Here is a 23591-nt window from a genome sequence, read left to right as displayed (position 1 = left end):
GGACACACCCCGATGCTTAAAAACCTGTTTGGCAGCCTGACCGGCAAAACCGCAGACAAGACAGAAGACAGCAAAACAGCACAAGCTGAGCCAGATAACGCCGAACGCCTGCCGCCCTCCTTCGGTTTTATCACCCATCAGCCGGTCTACGATAGCCAGCAAAAACTGGTGGCCTACGAGTTCGTCACCTGTGATGCCGCGCAGCGTAGCGAGACCGGCACCAGCCAGTACGCGCAATATGATCAACTGATGCTGGGTACACTGCTGAATCTGGATGTATTCAGCCTGCTCGCCAAACGCCGTGCCTTCATCAACCTGTCACTGGGCGTGTTGGACCACCCCAAACTGGCGACTCTGGCCGCGCAGCGCGTCATCTGCATCCTCAACCCTTCGGTCGGAGAGCGCATCGGGCAAGCAGAACTGGCTCAGATACAGCAACTCAAGCAGCAAGGGCTGTGCTTTGCGCTGGAGCCGACACAGTTCGGCGAAGGACAACTGCCCCCCGCCTTGCAAAACGACCTGTTCGGGCTGATGGACTATCTGATACTCGATTTTTCCGCCTCGGCCGAAGAGGTACTGGTTCCGTTTCTGGACAAACTGCCCGCGCGTTTCCCGCGTGCGCGCTGGTATGCGCGCAATATCAACTCGATGGAAGCCTACGAAGTCTGCCTGCGCAGCAGTGCGGCGCATGAGCGCTTTGTCCTGTTCCAGGGGCCGTTCATCACCCAGGTGCGCAAGATAGAAGGCGTACCGACTGACGCTGGCCGACTGCGCGTAATGGAGATTCTGCGTCTGTTGCGCAGCGGTGCCGATAGCAAAGCACTGAATGAACAGTTCAAGCTCGACTCCATCCTGCTGTTCAAGCTGCTGCGCTTTATCAACTCTCCGGCCAACGGCTTAAACCGCAAGATCTCGACGCTGGACGAAAGCCTGCTACTGCTTGGACGGGAAAGCCTGTTCAAGTGGCTGACCCTGCTGCTGTTTACCAGCAACAAAGACGACAACCGCAGCCTGGTTTTGCTGGAGCGCTCACTATGGCGCGCACGCTTTATGGAGAACCTGGGCACGGCGGGCGGCAAAAACCGGCTGGAATGCGAGCATCTGTTTCTGACCGGCATGTTCTCCATGCTCGACGCCCTGCTACAACAACCGCTAAAAGAAGCCTTGCAGCCTTTATCGCTCCCGCCCACCGTCGCCAGCGCCCTGATTGACGGCCACGGTCTGTTTGCCCCCTACCTCAATCTGACCTTGGGTCTGGAACAGGAACAAGACGCACGTATCCGCACCTTGTCCGGCGAACTTGGGCTCGCCGTCGAACAAGTCAACCGCCTGCAACTGCAAGCCATGGCATGGGCAGAATCGGTGGCCAATGGCGATCAGCCATAAAAAAGAAATCAAGCAAATGAGCCAGCGGCCCGATACAGGCCGCTGGCGAATCTGGTTCAGTCGCAAATCAGGCTTGTTGTATAGCGTGCTGAAGCAGAATCTTCTCTAGCTTCAATCACGCCCCGGCACCCGCAGACGAATGGTATGGCCAAACACTTCAATAGCCGAATAGCCGATGTGCTGGCCACGCACCATTTTAATGGTGTCTTGGATCTGGCGCAGACACTAGAGCGTTATCTGTAACTCTACAACCAACAGCTCCCGCAAAAAGCCCTTGAGTACACGGCCCCAGTTCAGGCATTAAAACGCTGACAAACAAAGTACCCTGAATTATTCGTAAAACGCGTAAATAATCGTCCGGGATTTAACAGTTAGCGAGCAGTGGATTTGACCTGAATAGGCCAACAATACGACCGCTACACGGTGGCTACACTGCCGAAAAGTGGCGATGCGAAGCAGAAAACAAAAAGGCCAACCCTTGCGGATTGGCCTAAGTGCTTGATTTTTATGGTGCCGGTAAGAGGAGTTGAACCCCCGACCTTCGCATTACGAATGCGCTGCTCTACCAACTGAGCTATACCGGCGAACCAACTTGTAAAAAAGCCTTGATGATTAAAACGATCAAGGCTTTTGAATTCTGGTCGGAGTGAGAGGATTCGAACCTCCGGCCTCTACGTCCCGAACGTAGCGCTCTACCAGGCTAAGCTACACTCCGATTCTTACGATAAAGACTATTTATACAAGTCAAAATTTACCGCAAACTTATCGAAGTTTCAACACTGGCAAAACTTGAAGTAATGGTCGGAGTACAAGGATTCGAACCTTGGACCCCCTGGTCCCAAACCAGGTGCGCTACCGGACTGCGCCACACTCCGTCATGAACTTCAAAACAACAAGCTGCTGCGTGATGGTCGGAGTACAAGGATTCGAACCTTGGACCCCCTGGTCCCAAACCAGGTGCGCTACCGGACTGCGCCACACTCCGCCGAAAAATCATGCTGCTAACTTGTTAAGTTGTGGTCGGAGTACAAGGATTCGAACCTTGGACCCCCTGGTCCCAAACCAGGTGCGCTACCGGACTGCGCCACACTCCGCTTTCAACTTTATTTCCCCAGTTGCGACATGGCCCGTTTTGATTGCGGTACAATAATTGCTTCTGAGGACGAGCATTATCTATTAAATATGTGGTTTAAGCAACTCTCTTTTTATCGCCTAAGCGAAAATTCGATTCCTTCTACCGAAAAACTGTCGGAAGTACTGGAAAAACGCCCCTTCTCCCACTGCATGGGTCTGGATTGGTTCAGCGAAGGCTGGGTGCCGCCGGCAGGTTTTCTGGTCGATCCGGTCTATCCGGTACGCGATTGCCTGATGGTCGCGCTCAAGCGCGAAGACAAGGTGCTGCCGGCCGGCGTGATTCGTGACTTCCTCGATGCCAAGATCAGCGAGATCGAGAACACCGAGCTGCGCAAAATAGGCCGCAAGGAAAAGCTGGAGTTAAAAGAGCAGATTACCGATGATCTGTTGCCACGCGCCTTTACCCGTTCCGGCCGGCTGACTGCCTATCTGGATACGCGCCGTCAGTGGCTGATGGTCGATAGCGGCACGGCCAGCAAGGCCGAAGCACTGGTTTCGCAACTGCGCGATGCTCTGCCGCCCTTCCCTGCCGCCTTGCCGCGCACCAAGCTGGCACCGCATACCGCGATGACGAGCTGGGTGGCCGATGGCGAAGCGCCGCATGGCTTCGAACTGGATGCCGAGTGCGAGCTGAAGGATCCGGGCGAGAACGGCGCCATCATTCGCTGCACGCGCATGGATCTGACCAGCGACGATATCAAGCAGCACATCGCTAACGGCATGCTGGTCACGCGCGTCGGCCTGATCTGGCGCGAGCGCGTGCGCTTTGTACTGACCGATGCCTTGCAGCTTAAGCGCATCCAGTTCCTTGATGTCCTGCAAGAAGAAGCCAGCGGCGCCGGCGATGATATGGAAAGCCTGTTCGAGGCCACCTTCATTCTGATGAGCGAAGAGCTGGGCGATATCGTCGAAGCACTGGTCGAATCGCTGGACGGCCTGACTGACGAGCAGATGGAGGCGACCAGCCAACCGGCCGCTACACCCGCTAGCCCTGCCGCCAGCCATACCCCCTCCGCAGCGGGTAGCGGCGACGATGATGTGCCGTGGAATTGAAGCAGGATAAACAACAAGGAGGCTATGCCTCCTTTTTTATCGATAGTCAAAAGCTAACTATCGAAAACATATATTCAATTTAACAAAACTATAAAGCAAAGGCATAATCACTTCATCAACAGCAGGACACGACCATGAAACACGATGGCAACTGGCTGGATGGCTGGTTCGATCTATACGCGAACCTGGTCTGGCTGCAATAAACCCGATGGAGCGAAACATGAACAAACTCACGACCCAGGCCGGCGCACCGGTCCCCGACAATCAGAATGTAATGACCGCCGGCGAGCGCGGCCCGATGCTGCTGCAGGATGTGTGGTTTCTGGAAAAACTCGCCCACTTCGACCGCGAGGTGATCCCGGAGCGACGCATGCATGCCAAAGGGTCGGGCGCTTTTGGCACCTTCACCGTCACCCACGACATTAGCCGCTATACCCGCGCCAAGCTATTTTCCGCCATCGGCAAAAAGACCGAGCTGTTTGCCCGCTTCTCTACCGTAGCGGGCGAGCGCGGCGCGGCGGATGCCGAGCGCGACATTCGCGGCTTTGCGCTGAAGTTTTACACCGAAGAGGGCAACTGGGATCTGGTGGGCAACAACACGCCGGTGTTCTTCCTGCGCGACCCTCTGAAATTCCCCGACCTCAACCATGCGGTCAAACGCGACCCGCGCACCAATATGCGCAGCGCCAACAATAATTGGGACTTCTGGACACTGCTACCCGAGGCGCTACATCAGATCACTTATGTGATGGGCGACCGCGGCATCCCGGCCAGCTACCGCCATATGCATGGTTTCGGCAGCCATACCTTTAGCCTGATCAATGCCGCGAACGAGCGCCACTGGGTGAAATTTCACTTCCGCAGCCAGCAAGGCATCAAGAATCTGAGCGATGCCGAAGCGCAAGCACTGGTAGGCCGTGATCGCGAAAGCGCACAGCGTGACTTGCTGGATAGCATCGACAACGGTGACTTCCCGCGCTGGACGCTATTTATCCAGATCATGAGCGAGCAGCAGGCTGCCGAATGCCCGTTCAACCCGTTTGATCTGTCCAAGGTGTGGCCACATGGCGACTACCCGCTGATCGAGGTGGGTGAATTTGAGCTCAACCGCAACCCGGCCAATTACTTTGCCGAGGTCGAGCAGGCCGCATTCAATCCGGCCCATGTCGTACCAGGCATCAGCTTCTCGCCTGACCGCATGCTGCAGGGCCGGCTATTCTCCTACGGTGATGCGCAGCGCTACCGTCTGGGGGTGAATCACGGCCAGATCCCGGTCAACGCACCGCGCTGCCCGTTCCATAGCTACCATCGTGACGGCGCCATGCGCATGGATGGCAACCACGGCAGCACGCTCGCCTACGAGCCCAACAGCTACGGTCAATGGCAGGAGCAACCGGACTTCAGCGAGCCGCCACTGACACTCTCCGGCGCCGCACAGCGCTGGAACCACCGCGAGGACAGTGATTATTACAGCCAGCCGCGCGCGCTATTCCAGCTGATGAGCGCGGACGAGCAACAGCGCCTGTTCGATAACACCGCCCGCGCCATGGGAGATGCCGATATCAAGATCAAGCGCCGCCATATTGCCAACTGCACGCTGGCCGACCCGGCCTATGGTGCCGGTGTCGCCCGCGCACTCGGCTTGTAAACACGGGAGCCATGCCGGGCTGACATGGCGCGGGATTGACCAACTTGCAAATGAGAATTAATATCATTAAACACATCAGCAAGGAGACTCAACGCCATGTTTGCCTGGATCAGACGCCACCCACTGCAACGCAGCAGCGGTCTTGCCATCTTCACCGCCGGCTGGCTTAGCCTGCTCTGCCACTGAGGCAGATACAACAACGCCCCGCACTGCGGGGCGTTGTTGTATGCGCAAGCGGTTACGCTTACATGGTACGCAGCTTGCCGCGGAAGTCGGCGAGCTTGCTGTAACCCTTTGCCTCCATGATGGCAGCCAGCTCGTTCAGGATGCGCGCGAAACAATCCACGCCTTCTTCGTACAGGCAAGTTCCCACCTGAATCGCGGTTGCACCCGCCAGAATGTGCATAAACGCCTCGCGCCCGCTCTTGATACCGCCACAGCCGATCACATGCTTGTCGTCCAAGAGGCGTGAGAATTCACGCACATTGGCCAGCGCAGTCGGCAAGACATAATCGCCGCCCAAGCCACCCAGACCCGCCTTAGGCTTGATGACCACCGACTCCTGATCGATATCGATCACCAGACCGTTGCCAACCGAGTTAATACAGGTGACGTACTTGAGCGATGGGAAGCTATTGAGCACCGATGCCATCTCGGCAAAGTGAACCGGATCGAAGTAAGGCGGCAGCTTGACGCCAAAAGGCTTGTCGTACACTTTAACCACTTCGCTCAATACATGGCTGGATGCGGCAAAATCGTAACCGATCTGCGCCTTGCCCGGCAGGTTCGGGCAGCTCAGATTGAGCTCGACCAGGCACGGCAATTCGGCATCGCGAAACGCCTTAAGCATGGTCAGGTTCTCTTCCAGCGTCATGCCGGAAATCGAGACAAACAGCGGCTTACCGCTAGCGTGATCGTAAATTTTGGCGTAATCGAGATAGTATTCGTAGCCGGCGTTAGGCAGGCCCATCGAATTAATACTGCCAAATGGTGCCGTCGCATAACGCGGCTCGGGGTTCCCCTCGCGCGCAGACAGCGTGCAACTCTTGGTAATCAATGCCCCGGCAGCAGAGGCGGCGACGGCATCGAGCTCTTCACGCGAGCGGCACATCACGCCGGACGCGTTGTACAGGGGGTTCTCCATATTGACACCCAACCAGGAGACGGACAAATCGATGGCCATGCTTGATTTCCTCAGAATAAAAACCGGACTTAAACCCTCTTATTCTAATAGTCCGCACACCCTTAATGCACTGACCAAGATCAAGACCATGACAGCAATACCCCGCAATCAGGCCCTCAAAACAAAACACCTCCTCTGAAAAGCACTCACGCCGGCCCATGCACTCCATCAGCCTGACGGCCGATCAAAAGATAAAACAGACCGCCGCCCGCATAGGCCAGCGAAAACCACTCAAAAGACGATTGCCCAACCCTCAGATAAAGCACAACCGCCAAAGCCCCTCCCGCAAAGTACCCCGCCATCTCCATCAGACTGAACCAGACCTTCCAGCCCACATCCTTTTGACCACTCGCCAGATAACCCAAGTTAACCCCAAAATCCGTCAGATTTCCGGTCATATGCGTTGTGCGCACAACATTGCTGCGATACTGGATATACAAGGCATTCTGGCAGCCCATAGTCATGGTTAATGCATATAAAAAACTGGCCTGCTCATGCCCGTAACGCGACCAAAACCACAGCACCACCCCCATTCCCAACATCAAATAACCATACAAGGGACGATAGCCTCCTCGCCCCTCACGCATGAGCAATCCGGAAATAAATGCGCCCAGTGCAAAAAAACCGATAAGCAGCAAAATACGCCAACCCTGCTCCAGGGCATGCTTCAGCAAAATATCATCCGCGATATCCAGCAGATTTCCAGAAAAATGGGAAACCGAGTAGGCAAAACGCAGCAGCGTAAAAATATTAAGCGCGCCACTGAAGAGGCATAAAAGTGCAATCCAGATCAGCAACAAGGCAGGAGATGTAGAGCGAGTCATAAGCCAGCTTAGGTAGGTCACGCCATACTTGCTGCTCTAATTTATGCAATACTCGACCACTCCGCATGAAAACGCATGACAGTAGACCGGTTACCAACCTTGCCTTGTGTCCCTACCCTCCCACATCAAGACAGATAGCCGCACGATAATGCGTGCCTTGTTTCACATCTCGCAAGCAGCCCCCATCCAGACAGGGCAAGTGAGATGCCAGCCAAACACCCCGGCTTTCGGGCCCCATCAAGACCAGCCGGAAACATCAACAACAGTGAGGAAGGCGCGAATGGCACACCGGCCTTATGGCGTAGCGGCACTGCACATTTTAATGAGGGATGGTGATAAACAAATCATGCCGAAAAGCAAAAAGCCCGCAGATCATTGATCTGCGGGCTTTTATTGGAGGCGGGGGTCGGAATCGAACCGGCGTAGACGGCTTTGCAGTGTGCCGATTTGCATTAAAAGTCATAGATATATGCGGCTCGGCCACTCCAAAATATAAAAACAGCACAGCGGGCAAAAACGCAACAAGCCCGCTGCATACGTTTGGCTGCACGATTTTGCACGATTTTTCGTGCAGTAAAATGTGCCATTGAGCGCCAGTAACGGCGGGCAGCCGGGGTATTTCGTGCACCTGCATGTTTTCCGACCCAAGAAGCGGGCGGGCGGGGCGGGGTCCCGAGCGCGCGCCACGGGGTCGAGCGGAACTTATGGAGGCAAACGGGGAAAGGACTGAGGCAAGAAAAGAATCAGGCGGCCACGCAGGCCGCCATTGAGGGCGAGAAAGGGCTGAGAGGGCTAGGCCGGGTCGGCCAGCGCATAGTCGTCGAAGCGCACCACCTCTTCGCCCAGCCAGTCGTTTAGCTCGGCAAAGCGCGCCTGCAGCGGCTTGATTTCGTTGACCCAGAAAACCTTTGCCGCCTTCTCTACATCACCAAAACCGCCCACGTTGCCAGGCATGACGCCAAGCAGCTGGGGCGGAACGCGGTGCATGGCAAGCTGATCATCCCGGGTGATGTTCTTGATGCCGGAAAAATCATCCTTGGCCGCCACCTCGCTCACGGGGAGCAGCTGGATGCCGTCTTTCTTGCCGCCCGGCGCGTAGACGAAAAGATTGCGGAAGTTGCCAGGGCCCTTGCTGTCTTTCAGCGCTTTGCGTAGCGCATCAACGTCACCCTCTTGCTGCACGGTGTCGGTCATATACAGAATGAAGCCGGCGTGGCTGCCATTCTGGAAGTATTTGCGGCGGAAAAGCGTGGCAGATTCGTTAAGCCAGGCTGAATTAAGCGCGGCCAGATATTCGGGCATGCCGTAAAGCTCTTGGTTCACGTCGTATTCCATCAGGTGATAAACGCTGCCGCGAGGCATGGCAACGCCATCCGTACTGCTGCCGCAGTACCAATAGGTATCAGATTCAAGGCCGCGACGCATGTACTTGGCGGGCGCGGGGGCCAGCTCAATAGTGCGGCCGCCCTGATTCGTGCGCCGTTCCAGGTACGCATTGCCGAAGATCAGGAAGTCGAGCGCCAGCCGGGAGAACCCAGCACGCGACAGCAGCGGATGCGGCCGGAAGGTGCTGGCCAGAACGTTGCGCTTCACATACAGCGCAGAGCCATGATGCACCGATGCGCGGAACGACTGCGCCAAGCCATCCAGCGAAACGGGCGGTTCGTACCAACGCCCGCCAAACGTGGTGCAGTGCAAATAATCGAGCAGGCCGCGATTGCTGAGCACCGGCTCGGGGTCGCCAAAAGAAAAGGCCATCGGGCCATGCGGGGTTGCGGTGTCGGTCATTAGAAAAGCTCCAGGAAACTGCTGTTATTCGGGTTGCGGCCTTCGAGCGGTTCATGCTCAAGGGCGTGCATGACGGCCCATGCCACATCGGCATGACTGGACTCTTCCGAGCGACCCGCCACATAGGTGGCCTGACGACCGGACGGCGTGACCGTCTTTTTGATCTGCATGAAGCTGGCGGCAATGTCGGTATGGCCGGCGTCGAACTCAAGCCTGCCCCGGCTGATCACGTCATAGGCCTTGAGAACAAGCCGAACCTTGACCTCCACCGAGTAATTGATTGCCTTGGCCGCCGGGAAGAACTGCTTGACCAGTTGATGTACGCCCACGCCAAGGCCGGTGGTATCGATACCAATATGGGTGACGCGGTAGCGGTCACACATCTTGCGGATTGCATCGGCCTGCGCCTGAAAGTCGATGCCACGGAACTGATGACGCTCAAGCACGCGGAACTTCCCGCCGTCGACCAGCGGCGGAGCTACCACGGCGCAGCCGGCGCTATCGCCGGCATTAGCTGGATCGTAGCCAATCCAGACCTCACGCTCACCCAGCGGGCGGGCAGCAAATGGCTTGTAATCATCCCAGTCAAAGGCGTCGACCATGCAGCGCTGCATCATCGGCATGGTGAACACGCTTTCACCGTCATCGATAAATTCGCACATATACAGCTGCTCGAATTCGGTCGGGCTGTTTTCTAGTCGCAGCTGGTCCACATCAAACAGTGTGCAGCCGCCGCGCGCGGCGTCTTCAACCGTGACGATTTGCCGCCACTGGCCATCAGCACAACGCACGCCACCAGCAAGCGCGCCGTGTGAAATGTCCAGCGCGATATGGTCGGCCTTGGGGCGGCCCTTGTTGAATAGCTTGCCAGACCAGAACGGATACGCATCGTGGCTAATGGCAGACGGCGTGGAGAAGTAGGTGATGCGCCACTTTGCGTGCGAGGCCATGCCTGCAGCGACTTTGCGCAGCTCTTGAAACTTGGGGATCCAGAAATACTCATCCAGATACAGGTTGCCGTGGTACGACTGGGCTGTACGGCTGTTTGTACCCAGAAAGATCAGCTCTGCGCCATTGGGCAGAATGATGGGGTCGCCGCGCAGCTCGACGCCTTCGCTCTTGGCAAATGCGACGATGTAGGAGCGGAACTGATGCGCCTGGGCACGACTAGCTGACAGGAAGATCTGGTTGCGCCCGGTCAGCAGCGCATCGATAAGCGCCTCATGCGCAAAAAAGTAAGTTGCACCAATCTGGCGCGATTTGAGCAGGTTGCGGATGCGGTGCGTTTTGCCGGCCTCGTGCCAGTGCTTCTGATAATCAAACATACCATCCAGAAAACACTCTACCAGCCGCTCTTGCTGCTCTTCGCTGACGGCGTTCTTTTCGCTGGGCTTGCGCTCACGAGCGTTGCGGTTCGCCACGCGAGGGTTGAGATCTGCCTCATTGCCGCCGTGATTGAATTTATTGACCCGCGCCATGCGCTCCATCTGCCTGCCAAGCAAGTCAATTTCCTTGAAGTCGCGGCCGTCTTTCGGCTCTTTGGTGATCAGCTGCATTAGCCGCGCTTCGAGCGTGGCGTCCACGCGATCGATCGGAGAACTTGCATCCCAGCCATCGCGCCGCTTCCAGCTTTGCAGCGTGGCGGGGTTGACGCGCAGCTGCTCAGCAATGCGCTGGATGCGCCAGCCCTGCCAGTAAAGGCCACGGGCAATGCGGCGCGGGTCTAGGTCTTGGTGAATTTCCATGGCCAAAGCTTCAATGAAGCGCGCGCGCGAGGGAATGCGCGGCTGATCTACCAGCCTTCCAGACAACGAGCACACATAGCGAAGCCGGGCAAAGGCTGGACAATGTGGGCATCAATCACGCTAAAGGGCAGGCAATGCCAAGACCAAGCAAGTTTTTCAGGGTCGCCACCGAAGGGGCAACCACTGACGGCCGGCTGATCAATCGCGACTGGCTCACCCAGATGGCCGCCAGCTATGACCCGGCAAAGTACGGCGCGCGCGTCAACATGGAGCATGTTAGAGGGTTTTATCCGGACAGCACGTTCCGCGCCTACGGCGACGTGCTGGCCCTGAAGGCGGAAGAAGTAGACGGCAAAATGTGCCTGTTTGCGCAGGTTGACCCGACAGAAGACCTGATCAGCCTGGTTAATGATCAGCGGCAGAAGGTTTACACGTCGATCGAGATCGACCACGACTTTGCCGATACCGGCGCAGCTTATCTGGTCGGCCTCGCCATTACTGATTCGCCCGCCAGCCTCGGGACAGAAATGCTGAAATTTTGCGCAGGCGCTACCGAAAACCCGCTGCGCATGCGCAAGCAAAAGCCGGAAAACAGCTTTACCGCTGCGGAAGAAACGCTAATCGAACTGGAAGCAGAGAGCGCGCAGACAGGGGAGAGTTTTTTTGCCCGCATCAAAGCGATGATAGGCAAGAAGGACGCAGGCAGCGCCGAGCGCTTCGCAAGTATCGAGCAAGCGGTTGAGGCCATCGCAGAAAGCCAGCGCGAGCTGGTCGAGCAGGCAGGCAGCCGCCAGGGTGACGACACCAAGCTGAGCGAGCAGGCGCAAGAAATAGACGGCTTGAAGCAGCAAGTGCAAGACCTGAAGGCTGCGTTTGCCACGCTTGAGAAAGTGCCAGCAACCGAGCCGCGCCAGCCGGCCACCGGCAGCACCACTGCCCACCCTACTACGTTCTAACTGGAGACAAGCCCTATGCGCAAAGAAACCCGCCACGCTTTTGAGCAATACACCGCCAAAATCGCCGAACTGAACCAAGTCGCCAGCGTAGACAAGAATTTCACCGTGCTGCCATCCATCCAGCAGACGCTGGAAACCAGCCTGCAAGAGTCGAGCGAATTCTTGAGCCGCATCAATATGCCGGGCGTGACCGATATGGAGGGCGAGAAGCTGGGGCTCGGCACAACGGGCACGATTGCCGGCCGCACCAAGACCGCAAACAACAACCCGCGCCAGCCGCGCAGCGTAGCGGACATGGTTTCCGGCGCTTACAAGTGCGTCAAAACCAACTTCGACACCGCCTACCCGTATGCGCAGCTGGATATGTGGGCCAAGTTTCCGGACTTCCAGACCAAGCTGCGTGATGTAATTGTCAAGCAGCAGGCGCTTGACCGCATCATGATCGGCTTTAACGGCGTGTCGGCGGCAGAAAATACAGACCGCGAAACCAACCCGCTATTGCAGGACGTAAACAAGGGCTGGCTGCAGCAATACCGCGAGCACGCGCCTGAGCGCGTAATGAAAGAAGGCGCAACGGCGGGCAAGATTACGGTCGGCACCGGTGGCGACTATGTCAATCTGGATGCACTGGTTTTTGATGCCGTCAATACGCTGATTGGCGCGGCCTTTGCCGAGGATACCGAGCTGGTGGTGATTTGCGGGCGCGAGCTGCTGGCAGATAAGTATTTCCCGATTCTCAATAGCGACAATAAGCCGTCTGAAATGATGGCGGCCGACCTGGTTGTCAGCCAGAAGCGCATGGGCGGACTGCAGGCCGTGCGCGCGCCATTCATGCCGCAGGGAAAGATGCTGATCACCAAGCTATCCAACCTGTCTATCTACTGGCAGGAGGGCGCCCGCCGCCGCAACGTTGTTGAAGAGTCGAACTATGACCGCATCGCCAACTACGAAAGCACCAATGATGCTTACGTCGTTGAGGTGTACGAGGCCGGTTGCCTGGTCGAAAACATCGAGATGCTGTGATATGGCCAGCCCCGCACAGCGTCACATGATGCGGGCAACAGCCGCCAGGGTTTCCGCCTTGGCGGCTTTTGGCAACCCGCTTGCCAACGCATCAGGCTATGAGCTGATGCTTTCCCGCCTTGCTGGCGATAAGCGCAGGCTAAAAGCCATCCAGTCTATCGAGTCGAAATGCGCGCTAAAGCGCGAGCTATTGCCGGAATACGCGCCGTGGGTGGAGGGCGTGCTCAGTGATGGCAAGGGCGCGCAAGACGATGTCTTTATGTCGATCATGGTCTGGACTATCGATGCCGGAGATTACGCTGCCGCATTGCCCATGGCGCGCTACGCCTTGCAGCACAAGCTCACCCTGCCAGACCAATACCAACGCACCACCGCAACCCTGCTGGCCGAAGAAATCGCGGACGCCGGCATTCGGGCGCATGACGCCAGCGAGTCGATAGACCTGCAAAGCCTGATCCAGATGCACGATCTGACCGAAGGCGAAGACATGCCGGACGAGGTGCGCGCCAAGCTGCTCAAGGCCATAGGCTACGGATTGCGCGCAGGAAAAAAGCGGGAGCAGGCTTGCGCCGCACTCAAGCGGGCGCTGCAGCTGCACGACAAGTGCGGCGTAAAGAAAGACATCGAGCGACTGGAGCGCGAGATAAAGAACTTGGCGGCTGGCAAATCCATCCGCTGACACCGGGCGAACCCCGCACCACTGGACGGCTCGGGGCCGCGACTGACTTCGCGCCAGCTCAAAGCCCCGACCACCGTCTACCAAGGAACGCGCATGTTTGTAGCGACAGAGCAAAACCCAAGCGACGAGGACGAGCGCCCTATCGGCAACTCGGCATTTTGGCCGGACATCGACCCGACAGACGCCCGAGACGCCCTGCGCATCGATGGCACTATCACCATGCTGCGCCTGCGCCATGCGCTGATTGAGGCGATGGTCAGCACCAATGCCGACCTTGCAAACTGGCGAGCCATGATGCAGGCGGCGGGCTATGCAAGTCTGGGGGATGTACCGGCCGACGCTATAGATGGCGACAGCGTGCACATGGCGAGCTATCGCCGCGCCGTGTTTTGCGAAGCCAAGGCAAATTTGCTTGAGCGATACCGCGACTATGACGCAACGGGCGACGGGCAGCGCAGAGCAGACGAGATGGAAAGCCCGATCGACGATCTGAGGCGCGATGCGCGCTGGGCGTGCCGCAGCATTACCGGCGCCGGGAGAACGACAGTGGAGCTGATCTGATGCAGGTCATTGCACACCAGGGCGACACCGTCGATGCAATCTGCCATCGGCATTACGGCTTTACCGCTGGTATCACTGAGGCGGTATTTGCCGCGAATCCGGGGCTGGCTGAGTTTGGCGCCATCTTGCCGCACGGGGCGAAAGTTGAATTGCCGCAGGCCACACCACCAAAGCCCGTCAGCGGGCTGATCAATCTATGGGACTGAGTAATGGCTGAACCAATAAGCAGTACGGCGGTGACAGGGTCGGTTTTTTCTGTCGCGCTTTTATCGATGTTTCCGGGGGTGGAGGCCGCCGTGGTGCTGGGCGCGTTTGCCGGCGCAGTCGTTTTTGTGCTGTCAAGCAGCGACCTTGGGTTGGTCGCCAAGGCGGCATCGTTTGTCGTGTCGTTTATCGCCGGATGCATCGGGTCGGGGTTTATGTCGGGGCTGGTCGCAGCCCTCACGCCGCAGGCCGTACAAGTTCCAGAAGGCGTGGGCGCGTTGCTGGCGGCCGCGCTGGCCGTCAAGTTGCTGTTATGGCTGATCCGCAAGGCAGACAACCCGGAAGAGCTGATCGGAAGGGGGCGCAAATGATCGCGCTGCTGAGCAGTATCGATGCCATTTTGTGTGCGCTCATTGCCATTCGCCTGGTCATATTTCGCGCACGTGCCGGGCGCCATAAACCGAGAGCCAGCGCGGCGGCGTATGTACTGATCGTGGCCGCAGGGTCGGTGCCTCTGCTGCACCTGTTTGGGCAGGATGCCAGCGCGGCGCGCGTGGTGCTGGACGGCATGCTGTGTGCTGCCGTATTTGCAGCGCGCGGCAATGTATTCAAGCTATTCCGGCAAGCGGGACAAGCCGAGAGCCATCTTGCCAAGTGGATGGGGAGGCGAACATGGTTTTAAAGCATGGCAGCAAAGGAGCGGCAGTTACTGCGCTGCAGCTGGCGCTGTCGGATGCAGGGTTTTCCACGGAGGTGGACGGATGGTTTGGCGCGGCGACAAAAGACGCCGTGCGCCGCTTCCAGCGCTCGGTCGGGCTGGCCGCCGACGGCATTGCAGGCGTAAACACCTTGCGCGCGCTAGAGCTAGGCACCACTAGGCGCGCACTGACCGAGGCAGACATTCATGCAGCCGCCGCTGCGCTTGAAGTAGACGCCGCAGCCATTCGCGCCGTGCTGGATGTCGAGTCGCGAGGCAACGGGTTTGATGCAAGCGGCGCACCTGTCGTGCTGTTTGAGCGGCATGTATTTTATCGCCGTCTGCCGCCTGACATGGCGCAAAAGCTGGCCGCCAGCCATCCAGAGCTTTGCAGCCAGAAGCGAGGCGGCTATCAGGGCGGCAGTGCAGAGCAGGTGCGCATCAGTCGCGCCGCTGCGCTGTGTGGCAGTGAAGCGCCCGCTATTGAGTCAGCCAGCTGGGGGCTGTTTCAGATCATGGGGTATCACTGGGGGGCGCTGGCCTATGCGAGCGCAGAACAGTTTGAGGAGGCTATGAACCAGAGCGAGGGCGAACAGCTACGCGCCTTTGTCAAGTTCGTGCAGGTAAACCAGCCAGTCTGGCGCGCACTCAAGCGGAAAGACTGGGTCAGTTTTGCCAGGCATTACAACGGGCCGGCGTTTGCCGAAAACCTGTACGACACCAAGCTTTACCGCGCCTATCTTAGGCACAGCAAGGAGGCCGCATGATCAGGAATGCAGCCATTGCCAGCCTGTTTTTGATTGCCGCCGTCGCAATACTGGGCGCCCAGCGCGCGAACGAAAAACGCAGCGCATCCGAGCAGCAGCTAAAAGCCGCACAGGAAGCGCTGGACACGGAGAGCGCATCGGTCCGCGCCATGCAAAAGGCGGCGGAAGCCAGCGAGGCCGAGCGAATCCGCCTAATTGAGCGCATCGATGCCATCAACGCCACCACGACGGCCCGCGCCGTCAAACTAGAAAGGGCACAGCGTGAAAGCAAGCAAACTGCAGACTGGGGCCGCACTCGCCTGCCTGATGATGTTGCCGGCGTGCTCAACTACAGCGCCGAAGCAAATTAACGTGTCAAGCACCTGCCCCGCCGTAACGCGTTGCGACTTGCCCGCGACCGCGCCGCGCACCAATGCAGAGCTGGCCGCCAGCATGATTGAAAACAGGGCGGCGCTGGCGCGCTGCGCCGCACAGGTGGACGCCATTGCCAACGCCAAGGGGCAGCCATGACCGATGCGTTTGATCGGGCGCAAGCGCTGGAGGAAATGCAGCGCGATATCGCGTTAGCGGCGCAGGAGGCAAAGATGAAGGCAGGGGCAATGCTGATGCAGTGCGAAGACTGCGGCGAAGACATACCGGAAGCCCGGAGGCGCGCGGTTACGGGGTGCAGGCGCTGTGTTCCGTGCCAGTCCGAGCGGGAGCGCATGAGATGAACAAGCCCACCAGCCTGCGCGCCGCACTAAGCGCCAGCGTACCCAGCCTGAAAAAGCACCCTGAGCGGCTGCATGTATTCATCGACGAGGGCAGCATTGCCAGCACCATGGGTGGCGACTCGCTCAGTTTTGAATACCGCTACACCTGCAACATCATCGTCACCGACTACGCCGGCCATAGCGACGCCCTGATTGTGCCGGTGCTGGCGTGGATCAGGTCAAACCAGCCAGAGTTGCTGCTGAACAGAGAGCGCATGGTCGACGGATTCCGGTTCGAGGCAGACATTTTGAATAATGCCTCGTGCGACATATCTATCAAGCTGACGCTGACAGAGCGTGTCGGCGTGAAAGAGTCTGGCGGGAAGGTGGAGGCCACCCACTATGGCGAGCCAGCCATAGACCCCCATGCGGGCGTAGAGTGGGATCTGTTTATCCAGGGAAAGCCGGCCGCAGAATGGGAGGGCGTAATAAGTGGCAACGCTTGAGCACGCAGAGCAGGCTTTTGCGGCGCTCATCGCCAACCTGTCGCCGGCCAGTCGCAGAGAGCTGGCGCGCGAGATGGCAAAACGACTGCGCCAGAGCCAGCAAAAGCGTATAGCCGCACAGCAAAACGCAGACGGCAGCGCCTACGCACCACGACTGCCGCAATTGCGGAAAAAGAGTGGGCGCATAAAAAAGCAGATGTTCGCCAAGCTGCGCACTGCCAAATATCTCAAGGCAAAATCAAGCACCGCCAGCGCATCGGTCGAGTTCACGAGCAACGTGGCGCGAATCGCGCGCGTACACCAGTACGGCCTGCGTGACCGCGTAAGCAAAGGCGGACCAGAAGCGCAGTACCCGCGCCGAGAGCTGCTAGGCCTAAGCGATGAAGACCTGCGCACCGTTGAAGAGATGGTGCTGTCCGCGCTCGCAAAGTAAACACCGCCCTACCCCGCCAGCAGACAACGAGCAAGACAAGCCAAAGCAGCGCCAGCCGGTCAAACTCGCTGCATGGACATCACCGAAATTATCCGCCGCATAGAAAACCTGATCCGCCTGGGCGCAATCGCCGAGGTGGACGCAGGCGCTGCGCGCGTGCGCGTGACATCCGGAGGCATAGAAACGGACTGGCTGCCGTGGATTCATGCCCGTGCAGGCACAACGACAGACTGGGACCCGCCAAGCGTGGGCGAGCAAGTCATTATTTTTAGCCCGTCAGGCGATACCGCCGTCGGCATCGTCATGACAGGGCTGAACACGCACGCCGCACCAGCGCCATCGGCAAGCCTTGGAGAGTGCGTGCGCACCTATCCGGATGGCGCACGCATCGCCTACCGACACGAAACGGGCAGCCTGTCGGCCAGCGGGATCAAAACGGCAACAGTGCAGGCATCTGAAAAATGCACAGTGGACTGCCCTGCCAGCGAATTCACCGGAGACGTGCAGGTCATGGGGGCGCTCACGGCAAACGGGCTGTTTACTTATAAATCAGGCATGAACGGGAAAGGCGGCAGCGCAAGGGCAGGCGGAACGGTTATCAGCGGGCCTATACGCCACGAGGGCGAGTTCACCAACAGCGGCGGGCTAAGCAGTAACGGCGTCAGCTTGCCGAGCCACACGCACCCGGGCGACTCGGGCGGAACTACGGGGACGCCAAAATGAGCGCACGCTACATCGGCCTGTCCGCCGCCACTGGAACCCAGATCAGCGACCTCGACCATATCCGGCAGAGCATCGCCAAGATTCTCACCACGCCGATCGGCAGCAGAGTGATGCGCCGCGACTTCGGCAGCCTGATCCCGCAACTGATCGACCAACCGTTTGACGGAAAGACGCGCATGCGACTGATGGCTGCGTCCGTTATGGCCATCGCGAGATGGGAGCCACGCGCTAGGGTTGTGCGGGTTGACGTGCAGGCTGCGCACGACGGGCTAGCGACGGTGAGCATGGAGATTGAGACAGAGACGACAGCGCTCGCAGAAACAGCAACGGTGACCATTGGAGGGGCGAGATGACGATTGATCTGACAAAATTGCCACCGCCGCAAGTTGTCGAGCAAATCGACTATGAACTGCTGCTATCCGAAAGGAAAAGGCGGCTGATTAGCGCAGTGCCGGATGAAATGCGCCGCGGAATAGAGGCAACGCTCGCTATTGAGAGTGAGCCGCTGACAATGCTGCTGCAGGAATCAGCCTACGCGGAGTTCGTGCTGCGCGCCCGCATCAACGATGCCGCACGCGCCACTATGCTGGCGTACGCGCAAGGCGCGGATCTGGACAACCTCGTCGTGCTGCTGGACGTAGAGCGGCTAGAGGTTGCGCCAGCAAATCCAGACGCCACACCGCCAGCCGAGAAAGTCATGGAGAGCGACGAGCGGCTGCGCTATCGCGCGCAGATGTCGCTAGAGGGGCTTTCTGTCGCCGGAAGCATCGATGCGTACCGTTTCCACACGCTATCCGCCGATGCGGGCATTGCCGATGCAGCGGTAGACAGCCCGACTCCAGGCGTTGTGCGCGTCGCGATCCTGGGAGAGACAGGCGTGGCTACGCCGGCACAAGTAGCGGCCGTCGCCGCGGCGCTGAATGCCAAGCGTGTGCGGCCACTAACCGACACCGTCAAGGTCGAGGCCGCGCGAGTAGTGGTCTATTCGCTGCGCGCAACCGTCACCATTGCCGATGGGCCAGACCGCGACGTGGTACTGGCAGACATCAGGCAGCGCGCCGCACAGACCGCCATCGACTACCGTGCCATCGGCCGGGGCGTGCCGCGCTCTGCGCTCTATGCAGCGCTGCACGGCGCGGGCGTGCTGGGCGTCAGCCTGACCATGCCTGCTGCGGATATGGCGGCCGACCCGCTGGCCGCGTATCAGATTGGCAGTATCGAGATCGGGGTGGCCGCATGAGCGCCAGGTTGCTACCACCCAACCGCACGCCGCTTGAGGCGGCTGTTGCCAACGCTACCGATTTTGATGCCGACCCGTCAGTCATCGCAAAACTGTGGTCGGCAGATGACTGTCCGGCAGCGCTGCTGCCATGGTTAGCCTGGTCACTATCGGTTGACGGATGGGAGCTAGCTGACAACGAAGCCGAGCGCCGCGCACTAATCAAAACGTCTATCGATCTGCACCGCCACAAAGGCACGGTGTGGGCGGTGGAAGAGGCCATCAAGGCCGCTGGCTACGCCGACGCGCAGATCGTTGAGGGGCTCCCGATTCTCATTAGGAACGGAAGCGTCGGTCGATCTGGCGTTGAATTGCGTAACCGAGGTAGCTGGGCGGTTTTCAGGATTCTGCTGGACATTGGTGAGCACAAGGGCATTGGCGCGGCGGAAGCTGCACGCGTACGCGCCGCCGTCGAGAGATGGAAGCCAGCCCGATCCCATCTGAAGGATTTGCTCTACCAAGCAACCACCTCCGACCTGCAGGCCATTAAAGACACTTCCGCCAGCCTGTCGGTCGAGCTGGACGTAGCCGATGTTGGCGTGTTCGGGCTTAGGCGTAACGGCAGCATACGCAGAAACCAGACAACGCAGCAGCTCAGGGATGGAATCCTGAGTAGGAATTCTGGAGCTGTTCGTGTGCCGTGGATCATCTCTGGACTCACCCGGAACCAACAAACCGACACTGCCAATATTGCGCTGCAGGTATCTGATGCAGACTCGCCAGAGATCCGCCCGATTCGGGACGGGGGATTCAATAGAAATCACTGCGTACTCCGCGGGGCGAGGAACGCGTTTGCCGCTGATGCAAACATGCCCATCTCCATGGAAATAAGCCTGCGTAGAAGTGGAAAGATTCAGCGCGGAAGCTGGCGGCGCGATGGCACAACAGGCAGAGACGGCTCGGTCCGTCGCCAGCCGCCAGTAAGGCGCACAGGCACAATCATTTATCACATGGAGGCATGAAAATTGAGCGACGAAGATAGGGCATGCAGCTCGCCAGCGCGTATGGCAACGACGGACGCATCACCGCCGGCGACTGGCGTGTTCGAGCTAAGGGTGTATCGCCGCGGCGTGCTGGAGCATGAGTTTGCTGAGCCGAATCTGGTGGTCGATGCCGCCAAGGATGCCCACGCGAAGCTGATCGGCGGAAACGGAAGTGGCAAGCCGGTAAACAGAATTGGTTTTGGCGCCAACGGGACGCCTCCCGCGCCAGGCGACACGACACTGACTGGCGCGACGCTAAAGCCGGTCGGGCAAGTCAGCTATCCATCTGCAGGGAAAGTGTCATTCAGCTGGACACTAGCGGCGAACGAAGCGGTCGGGAAAAGGATTGCAGAGTTTGGACTGATCTGCTCAGACGGATCGCTTTACGCCCGCAAGACGCGGGCACCAATAGAGAAGACGGACGACATGACGCTGTCGGGCTCGTGGACGATCACATTCTAAGGACGACATATGGCAAACCTGCAAGAACAGGTCTTATGGGAATCTAGCATTTATCAGTGGGCCGACACTGACCCGCTTCAAGGTGGACCGGATGGCATTGACAACGTGCCGACCAGACAGCTGGCAAACCGCACGCAATACCTGAAGAAATTCGCAGACGAAGTTTCCGCCGCGCGCGGCAACCAGCAAAGTCTAAAGGCGCGGCTGGACGGCTACGACGCCTTCGCGCCAGAGTCTCAGGTCGGCATCATTGCGATGGCGCAGGAGGCGCTGAATCTCGCCGGTGCCGCCAACCGCCGCCTGGAGGGCATCCGCAACACCGAGCGGATCAGCGGTCGCGCCGTACTAAAGAACAAGTATGTGGTCAGCGGTGCCGTACTAACCAAGTCGGACATCCGCGCGTTGCACCTGTCCGCCAGCGGCACGGTCGGCAGCGGAACCAGCCGCGCGATGATCGACGGCGCCATCGTCGAGTTGCGCGACGACGACTACCACGTCTCGGTGCCAACCAACCCGTCTACCAACCAACTCACGCTGATTGCGTACTTGTGGAAAAGCCCGACCGGTTACCGCATCGACATTAGCGAGGCAGTGCCGGACGCTGGCATGGCGCTTTACCGACTGACGTTGCCCGCGCAAGACACGGCGGGAAACCTGTCTGCGGTCTCGCTTGCCGACTTGCGCACCGTACAGGAGGCCAACGCTTGGTACGTCAACAGCCGGCCGAGCGTGTACGTGCCGCTGCCGGTGACGCTACCGCGCGCCGACTACGCCGTGCATCTTGAAGTCGAGTCCGCTACTGACGTCAACGCCGTCGGCCTGCTCACCCTGTCCAGCCGCGCGACCAACGGCTTTGCCGTGCAGATGGAGGGTAGCGCCGACAACGTGGTGCTGCGCTACACCGTATCCAACCCGAACTACAAGTGATCGCCATGAATATCCAGACCATGACCGAGGGGCGTCTGCCGGGCGTAAGGCTAACCGGCAGCATGCTGACCATCACGCTGGGCGAAGCCGCGCTGCAGATCGACCTTGAGGCCGAGCAGGGCGATACCACCCGGCAAGTCGAGGTGCGCACCACGCGCCGCGGCGAGACGCTGTCCAGAACCGAGGGCGACACCTACGCAGCAGTCATTACGTTGCCGCGCCGCCGTTACCTGCCCGTCGATCCGCAGGGCGAAGCCGGAGAAGGCGTAGCGCCACCGCAGCCGGAGCCGCTCAACGCAGAAACCGTCACCGTGCAGCTGTGGGGCTGCGCTGAAACCATCGAACACCAGGGAGAATAAGCATGTCCATCGTCATTTCCGTTGTCGACAGTCTGCGCCAGTCTGTCGAAGCCGCTTCGGGCGGAAAAAATACCGTGCTGTACGACAGCAAGGGCTACCCGTCGATCATGGCGGTCATCCCAAAGTTTAACGTGCAGGACATCGACGCCAGCCTTGGCACCGGCGTGCATCCGGCCTTCGTGGTTGGCGGCGTTGAAAAGAGCGAAATCTTTGTCGGCAAGTTCCAGGCGACGCTGCATGACGGCAACGCGCTGAGCTTGCCAGGCATGAACCCGGCGCGCTCGCTGAACTACGACGCCGCGCACACCGCATGCCGCAACAAGGGCGCCGGCTGGCACCTGATGACCAACGCCGAATGGGCCGCGCTCGCGCTGTGGTGCTGGAAAAACGGCTTCATGCCGCGCGGAAACAACAACTTCGGCCGCGACACAGTGCAGACGTATGAAACCGCGCGCCGAGTCAATGGCGGACGTCCGGGCGACGCCACAGGCGATGGGGCGACGCTGACAGGTTCCGGCCCAGCGTCTTGGTATCACGACAACACCATGGCCGGCGTCGCGGACCTTAACGGCAACGTGTGGGAATGGCAGAGCGGTCTGCGCCTGAACGACGGTGAGATCCAGATCATCGCCAATAACGACGCCGCACTGGCCAGCGCAGACCACTCCGCCGGTTCGGCAGACTGGAAGGCGATCAAGGTGTCCGACGGTACGCTGGTCGCGCCCGGAACCGCCGGTACTGCTAAGTACGATTCGCCAGCCGCCGGCACCACCGGCAACCACGGCACGCCGCTCCTGTCGGACACGATCGTTAACCGCACTGGCACGGCAGGAGACAGCAGCAACACGCCAGGGCTCAACTCGGGCGCATTCGAGTCGTGCGGAATCAAGGCCGGCCTGACCGCGCCAGCCCTGCTAAAGCAGCTTGGACTGTACCCTGTCGCGGCAACAGGCCTTGGCGGCGATCAGTTATACCTGCGCAACTACGGCGAGCGGCTCCCGGTCCGTGGCGGCGATTGGTACTACGCCGCGGCAGCTGGCGTGTTTGCGCTCTACTGCAACAATCCGCGCACGACCGCGACCAGCAGCGTCGGGTTCCGCCCCGCTTTTGTGGCCTGATATCTGTAATGTGACATCTGACCGGGTGCGCGATAGCGCACCCTTGAGTGCCCATGAATCCAAACAACGATTTGCTGATACGCCAGCGATGTGAGGCGATGATCGAATATGGCTACGTGGCCATGCGCCAGTTTCCTAAAGCCGAGCGGCATGTGCTCAGTGCAGAAATCAGGCATAGCATGTGGCAGATACTGCGGCTGATTGTGGTTTGCAATAAGCGCTACCACAAAAAGACCACGCTGCAAGAGCTGGATGGCGAGCTGGAGTTGCTGCGCAGCCAGGTGCGAATGGCCAAGGCGCTAGGCTATCTGGATTTCAAGAAATACGAGAATTGGGCGCGTCACAATGATGAAATCGGGCGCATGGTCGGCGGATGGATAAAGTCTGCCAGCCAGCGCGGGACAACAGATTAACCAAGGGTATCGCGTTACTGGCTCCCGATCCGTGGCGGCAATTGGAAC

The 23591-nt window shown here is 59.0% G+C and carries 29 protein-coding genes and 5 tRNA genes; 25 read left to right on the top strand and 9 right to left on the bottom strand.

Annotation, left to right across the window (positions count from 1 at the left end; all coding sequences use genetic code 11):
- The first annotated feature begins 12 nt into the window (after positions 1–12).
- Entirely contained in the window at positions 13–1386 is a 1374-nt protein-coding gene (locus M3P88_RS02220; RefSeq protein ID WP_249614432.1) for an EAL and HDOD domain-containing protein, read from the top strand.
- A 508-nt stretch (positions 1387–1894) separates the two neighbouring features.
- Here the strand turns inward: M3P88_RS02220 and M3P88_RS02215 are convergent.
- The 5 genes from M3P88_RS02215 to M3P88_RS02195 all read right to left on the bottom strand — a co-directional run bounded on the left by M3P88_RS02215 (position 1895) and on the right by M3P88_RS02195 (position 2480).
- Positions 1895–1970, bottom strand: a tRNA-Thr gene (locus M3P88_RS02215).
- 54 nt (positions 1971–2024) lie between these two features.
- Positions 2025–2101, bottom strand: a tRNA-Pro gene (locus M3P88_RS02210).
- 83 nt (positions 2102–2184) lie between these two features.
- Positions 2185–2261 (bottom strand) — tRNA-Pro (locus M3P88_RS02205).
- 33 nt (positions 2262–2294) lie between these two features.
- Positions 2295–2371: transfer RNA gene (locus tag M3P88_RS02200), tRNA-Pro, on the bottom strand.
- 32 nt (positions 2372–2403) lie between these two features.
- Positions 2404–2480 (bottom strand) — tRNA-Pro (locus M3P88_RS02195).
- 88 nt (positions 2481–2568) lie between these two features.
- Here M3P88_RS02195 and M3P88_RS02190 point away from each other — a divergent pair.
- Together M3P88_RS02190 and M3P88_RS02185 are read left to right on the top strand one after the other, a co-directional pair.
- Positions 2569–3573, top strand: coding sequence for a recombination-associated protein RdgC (locus tag M3P88_RS02190; RefSeq protein WP_249614431.1), 1005 nt, complete (start codon positions 2569–2571; stop codon positions 3571–3573).
- 220 nt (positions 3574–3793) lie between these two features.
- Complete coding sequence (locus tag M3P88_RS02185; protein WP_283773063.1) at positions 3794–5221, top strand: catalase; 1428 nt, start codon at positions 3794–3796, stop codon at positions 5219–5221.
- A 244-nt stretch (positions 5222–5465) separates the two neighbouring features.
- Here M3P88_RS02185 and M3P88_RS02180 read toward each other — a convergent pair whose 3' ends face one another.
- From M3P88_RS02180 to M3P88_RS02165, 4 genes are all read right to left on the bottom strand, one after another.
- Positions 5466–6404 carry a dihydroorotate oxidase gene (locus tag M3P88_RS02180; protein ID WP_249614429.1) on the bottom strand — a complete coding sequence of 313 codons (939 nt, stop codon included), beginning with the start codon at positions 6402–6404 and terminating at the stop codon, positions 5466–5468.
- A gap of 146 nt (positions 6405–6550) precedes the next feature.
- Positions 6551–7228, bottom strand: coding sequence for a YoaK family protein (locus M3P88_RS02175; RefSeq protein ID WP_249614428.1), 678 nt, complete (start codon positions 7226–7228; stop codon positions 6551–6553).
- A gap of 792 nt (positions 7229–8020) precedes the next feature.
- Positions 8021–9016, bottom strand: a complete 996-nt coding sequence (locus M3P88_RS02170) for a phage portal protein (RefSeq protein WP_249614427.1) — start codon at positions 9014–9016, stop codon at positions 8021–8023.
- Positions 9016–10827: a terminase ATPase subunit family protein gene (locus M3P88_RS02165; RefSeq protein ID WP_502798935.1), complete on the bottom strand. Its 1812-nt coding sequence runs from the start codon at positions 10825–10827 to the stop codon at positions 9016–9018. Before M3P88_RS02165 ends, M3P88_RS02170 begins: the two co-directional genes overlap by 1 nt.
- 68 nt (positions 10828–10895) lie before the next feature.
- On the opposite strand from M3P88_RS02165, the gene M3P88_RS02160 reads away from it, so the two are divergent.
- From M3P88_RS02160 to avd, 22 genes are all read left to right on the top strand, one after another.
- Complete coding sequence (locus M3P88_RS02160) at positions 10896–11717, top strand: GPO family capsid scaffolding protein (RefSeq protein ID WP_249614426.1); 822 nt, start codon at positions 10896–10898, stop codon at positions 11715–11717.
- Positions 11718–11732: 15 nt separating this feature from the next.
- The gene (locus tag M3P88_RS02155; RefSeq protein WP_249614425.1) at positions 11733–12740 is read left to right on the top strand and encodes a phage major capsid protein, P2 family; all 1008 of its coding nucleotides are present in this window, start codon (positions 11733–11735) and stop codon (positions 12738–12740) included.
- A gap of 1 nt (position 12741) precedes the next feature.
- Positions 12742–13419, top strand: coding sequence for a phage terminase small subunit (locus M3P88_RS02150; protein ID WP_249614424.1), 678 nt, complete (start codon positions 12742–12744; stop codon positions 13417–13419).
- A 93-nt stretch (positions 13420–13512) separates the two neighbouring features.
- Positions 13513–13980 carry a head completion/stabilization protein gene (locus tag M3P88_RS02145; RefSeq protein WP_249614423.1) on the top strand — a complete coding sequence of 156 codons (468 nt, stop codon included), beginning with the start codon at positions 13513–13515 and terminating at the stop codon, positions 13978–13980.
- Entirely contained in the window at positions 13980–14186 is a 207-nt protein-coding gene (locus M3P88_RS02140; protein WP_249614422.1) for a tail protein X, read from the top strand. Before M3P88_RS02145 ends, M3P88_RS02140 begins: the two co-directional genes overlap by 1 nt.
- Before the next feature lie 3 nt (positions 14187–14189).
- Positions 14190–14555, top strand: coding sequence for a putative holin (locus tag M3P88_RS02135; RefSeq protein WP_249614421.1), 366 nt, complete (start codon positions 14190–14192; stop codon positions 14553–14555).
- A complete protein-coding gene (locus tag M3P88_RS02130; RefSeq protein ID WP_249614420.1) occupies positions 14552–14866 on the top strand; it encodes a phage holin family protein in 315 nt (104 codons plus the stop codon). The genes M3P88_RS02135 and M3P88_RS02130 overlap by 4 nt, the downstream gene beginning before the upstream one ends.
- Positions 14857–15648 (top strand): N-acetylmuramidase domain-containing protein, encoded by a 792-nt coding sequence (locus M3P88_RS02125; RefSeq protein WP_249614419.1) that lies wholly within the window; start codon positions 14857–14859, stop codon positions 15646–15648. Before M3P88_RS02130 ends, M3P88_RS02125 begins: the two co-directional genes overlap by 10 nt.
- Positions 15645–15998 (top strand): hypothetical protein, encoded by a 354-nt coding sequence (locus M3P88_RS02120; protein ID WP_249614418.1) that lies wholly within the window; start codon positions 15645–15647, stop codon positions 15996–15998. The genes M3P88_RS02125 and M3P88_RS02120 overlap by 4 nt, the downstream gene beginning before the upstream one ends.
- Complete coding sequence (gene lysC, locus M3P88_RS02115; protein WP_349629032.1) at positions 15955–16158, top strand: Rz1-like lysis system protein LysC; 204 nt, start codon at positions 15955–15957, stop codon at positions 16156–16158. The genes M3P88_RS02120 and lysC overlap by 44 nt, the downstream gene beginning before the upstream one ends.
- On the top strand, positions 16155–16361 hold the full coding sequence (locus tag M3P88_RS02110; RefSeq protein ID WP_283773062.1) for a TraR/DksA family transcriptional regulator: 207 nt from the start codon (positions 16155–16157) through the stop codon (positions 16359–16361). Before lysC ends, M3P88_RS02110 begins: the two co-directional genes overlap by 4 nt.
- Positions 16358–16846 carry a phage tail protein gene (locus tag M3P88_RS02105; protein ID WP_249614417.1) on the top strand — a complete coding sequence of 163 codons (489 nt, stop codon included), beginning with the start codon at positions 16358–16360 and terminating at the stop codon, positions 16844–16846. The genes M3P88_RS02110 and M3P88_RS02105 overlap by 4 nt, the downstream gene beginning before the upstream one ends.
- Positions 16833–17279, top strand: coding sequence for a phage virion morphogenesis protein (locus M3P88_RS02100; RefSeq protein ID WP_249614416.1), 447 nt, complete (start codon positions 16833–16835; stop codon positions 17277–17279). Before M3P88_RS02105 ends, M3P88_RS02100 begins: the two co-directional genes overlap by 14 nt.
- A gap of 72 nt (positions 17280–17351) precedes the next feature.
- Positions 17352–18002, top strand: a complete 651-nt coding sequence (locus M3P88_RS02095) for a phage baseplate assembly protein V (RefSeq protein ID WP_249614415.1) — start codon at positions 17352–17354, stop codon at positions 18000–18002.
- Positions 17999–18355 carry a GPW/gp25 family protein gene (locus M3P88_RS02090; protein ID WP_249614414.1) on the top strand — a complete coding sequence of 119 codons (357 nt, stop codon included), beginning with the start codon at positions 17999–18001 and terminating at the stop codon, positions 18353–18355. The genes M3P88_RS02095 and M3P88_RS02090 overlap by 4 nt, the downstream gene beginning before the upstream one ends.
- Positions 18352–19242, top strand: a complete 891-nt coding sequence (locus M3P88_RS02085; protein ID WP_249614413.1) for a baseplate assembly protein — start codon at positions 18352–18354, stop codon at positions 19240–19242. The genes M3P88_RS02090 and M3P88_RS02085 overlap by 4 nt, the downstream gene beginning before the upstream one ends.
- The gene (locus M3P88_RS02080) at positions 19239–20243 is read left to right on the top strand and encodes a phage tail protein I (RefSeq protein ID WP_249614412.1); all 1005 of its coding nucleotides are present in this window, start codon (positions 19239–19241) and stop codon (positions 20241–20243) included. Before M3P88_RS02085 ends, M3P88_RS02080 begins: the two co-directional genes overlap by 4 nt.
- Positions 20244–20246: 3 nt before the next feature.
- Positions 20247–20726, top strand: coding sequence for a hypothetical protein (locus M3P88_RS02075; protein ID WP_249614411.1), 480 nt, complete (start codon positions 20247–20249; stop codon positions 20724–20726).
- A gap of 9 nt (positions 20727–20735) precedes the next feature.
- Positions 20736–21653 carry a hypothetical protein gene (locus tag M3P88_RS02070; protein WP_249614410.1) on the top strand — a complete coding sequence of 306 codons (918 nt, stop codon included), beginning with the start codon at positions 20736–20738 and terminating at the stop codon, positions 21651–21653.
- Positions 21654–21658: 5 nt separating this feature from the next.
- Positions 21659–22012: a hypothetical protein gene (locus M3P88_RS02065; protein WP_249614409.1), complete on the top strand. Its 354-nt coding sequence runs from the start codon at positions 21659–21661 to the stop codon at positions 22010–22012.
- Positions 22013–22014: 2 nt separating this feature from the next.
- Positions 22015–23130, top strand: coding sequence for a formylglycine-generating enzyme family protein (locus M3P88_RS02060; RefSeq protein ID WP_249614408.1), 1116 nt, complete (start codon positions 22015–22017; stop codon positions 23128–23130).
- Positions 23131–23183: 53 nt separating this feature from the next.
- Complete coding sequence (avd, locus tag M3P88_RS02055; protein WP_249614407.1) at positions 23184–23543, top strand: diversity-generating retroelement protein Avd; 360 nt, start codon at positions 23184–23186, stop codon at positions 23541–23543.
- Positions 23544–23591: the final 48 nt, after the last annotated feature.

Source organism: Craterilacuibacter sp. RT1T (genome assembly GCF_023502145.1).
GTDB lineage: Bacteria > Pseudomonadota > Gammaproteobacteria > Burkholderiales > Chromobacteriaceae > Craterilacuibacter.
This window is presented reverse-complemented; position numbering and strand designations above follow the sequence as displayed.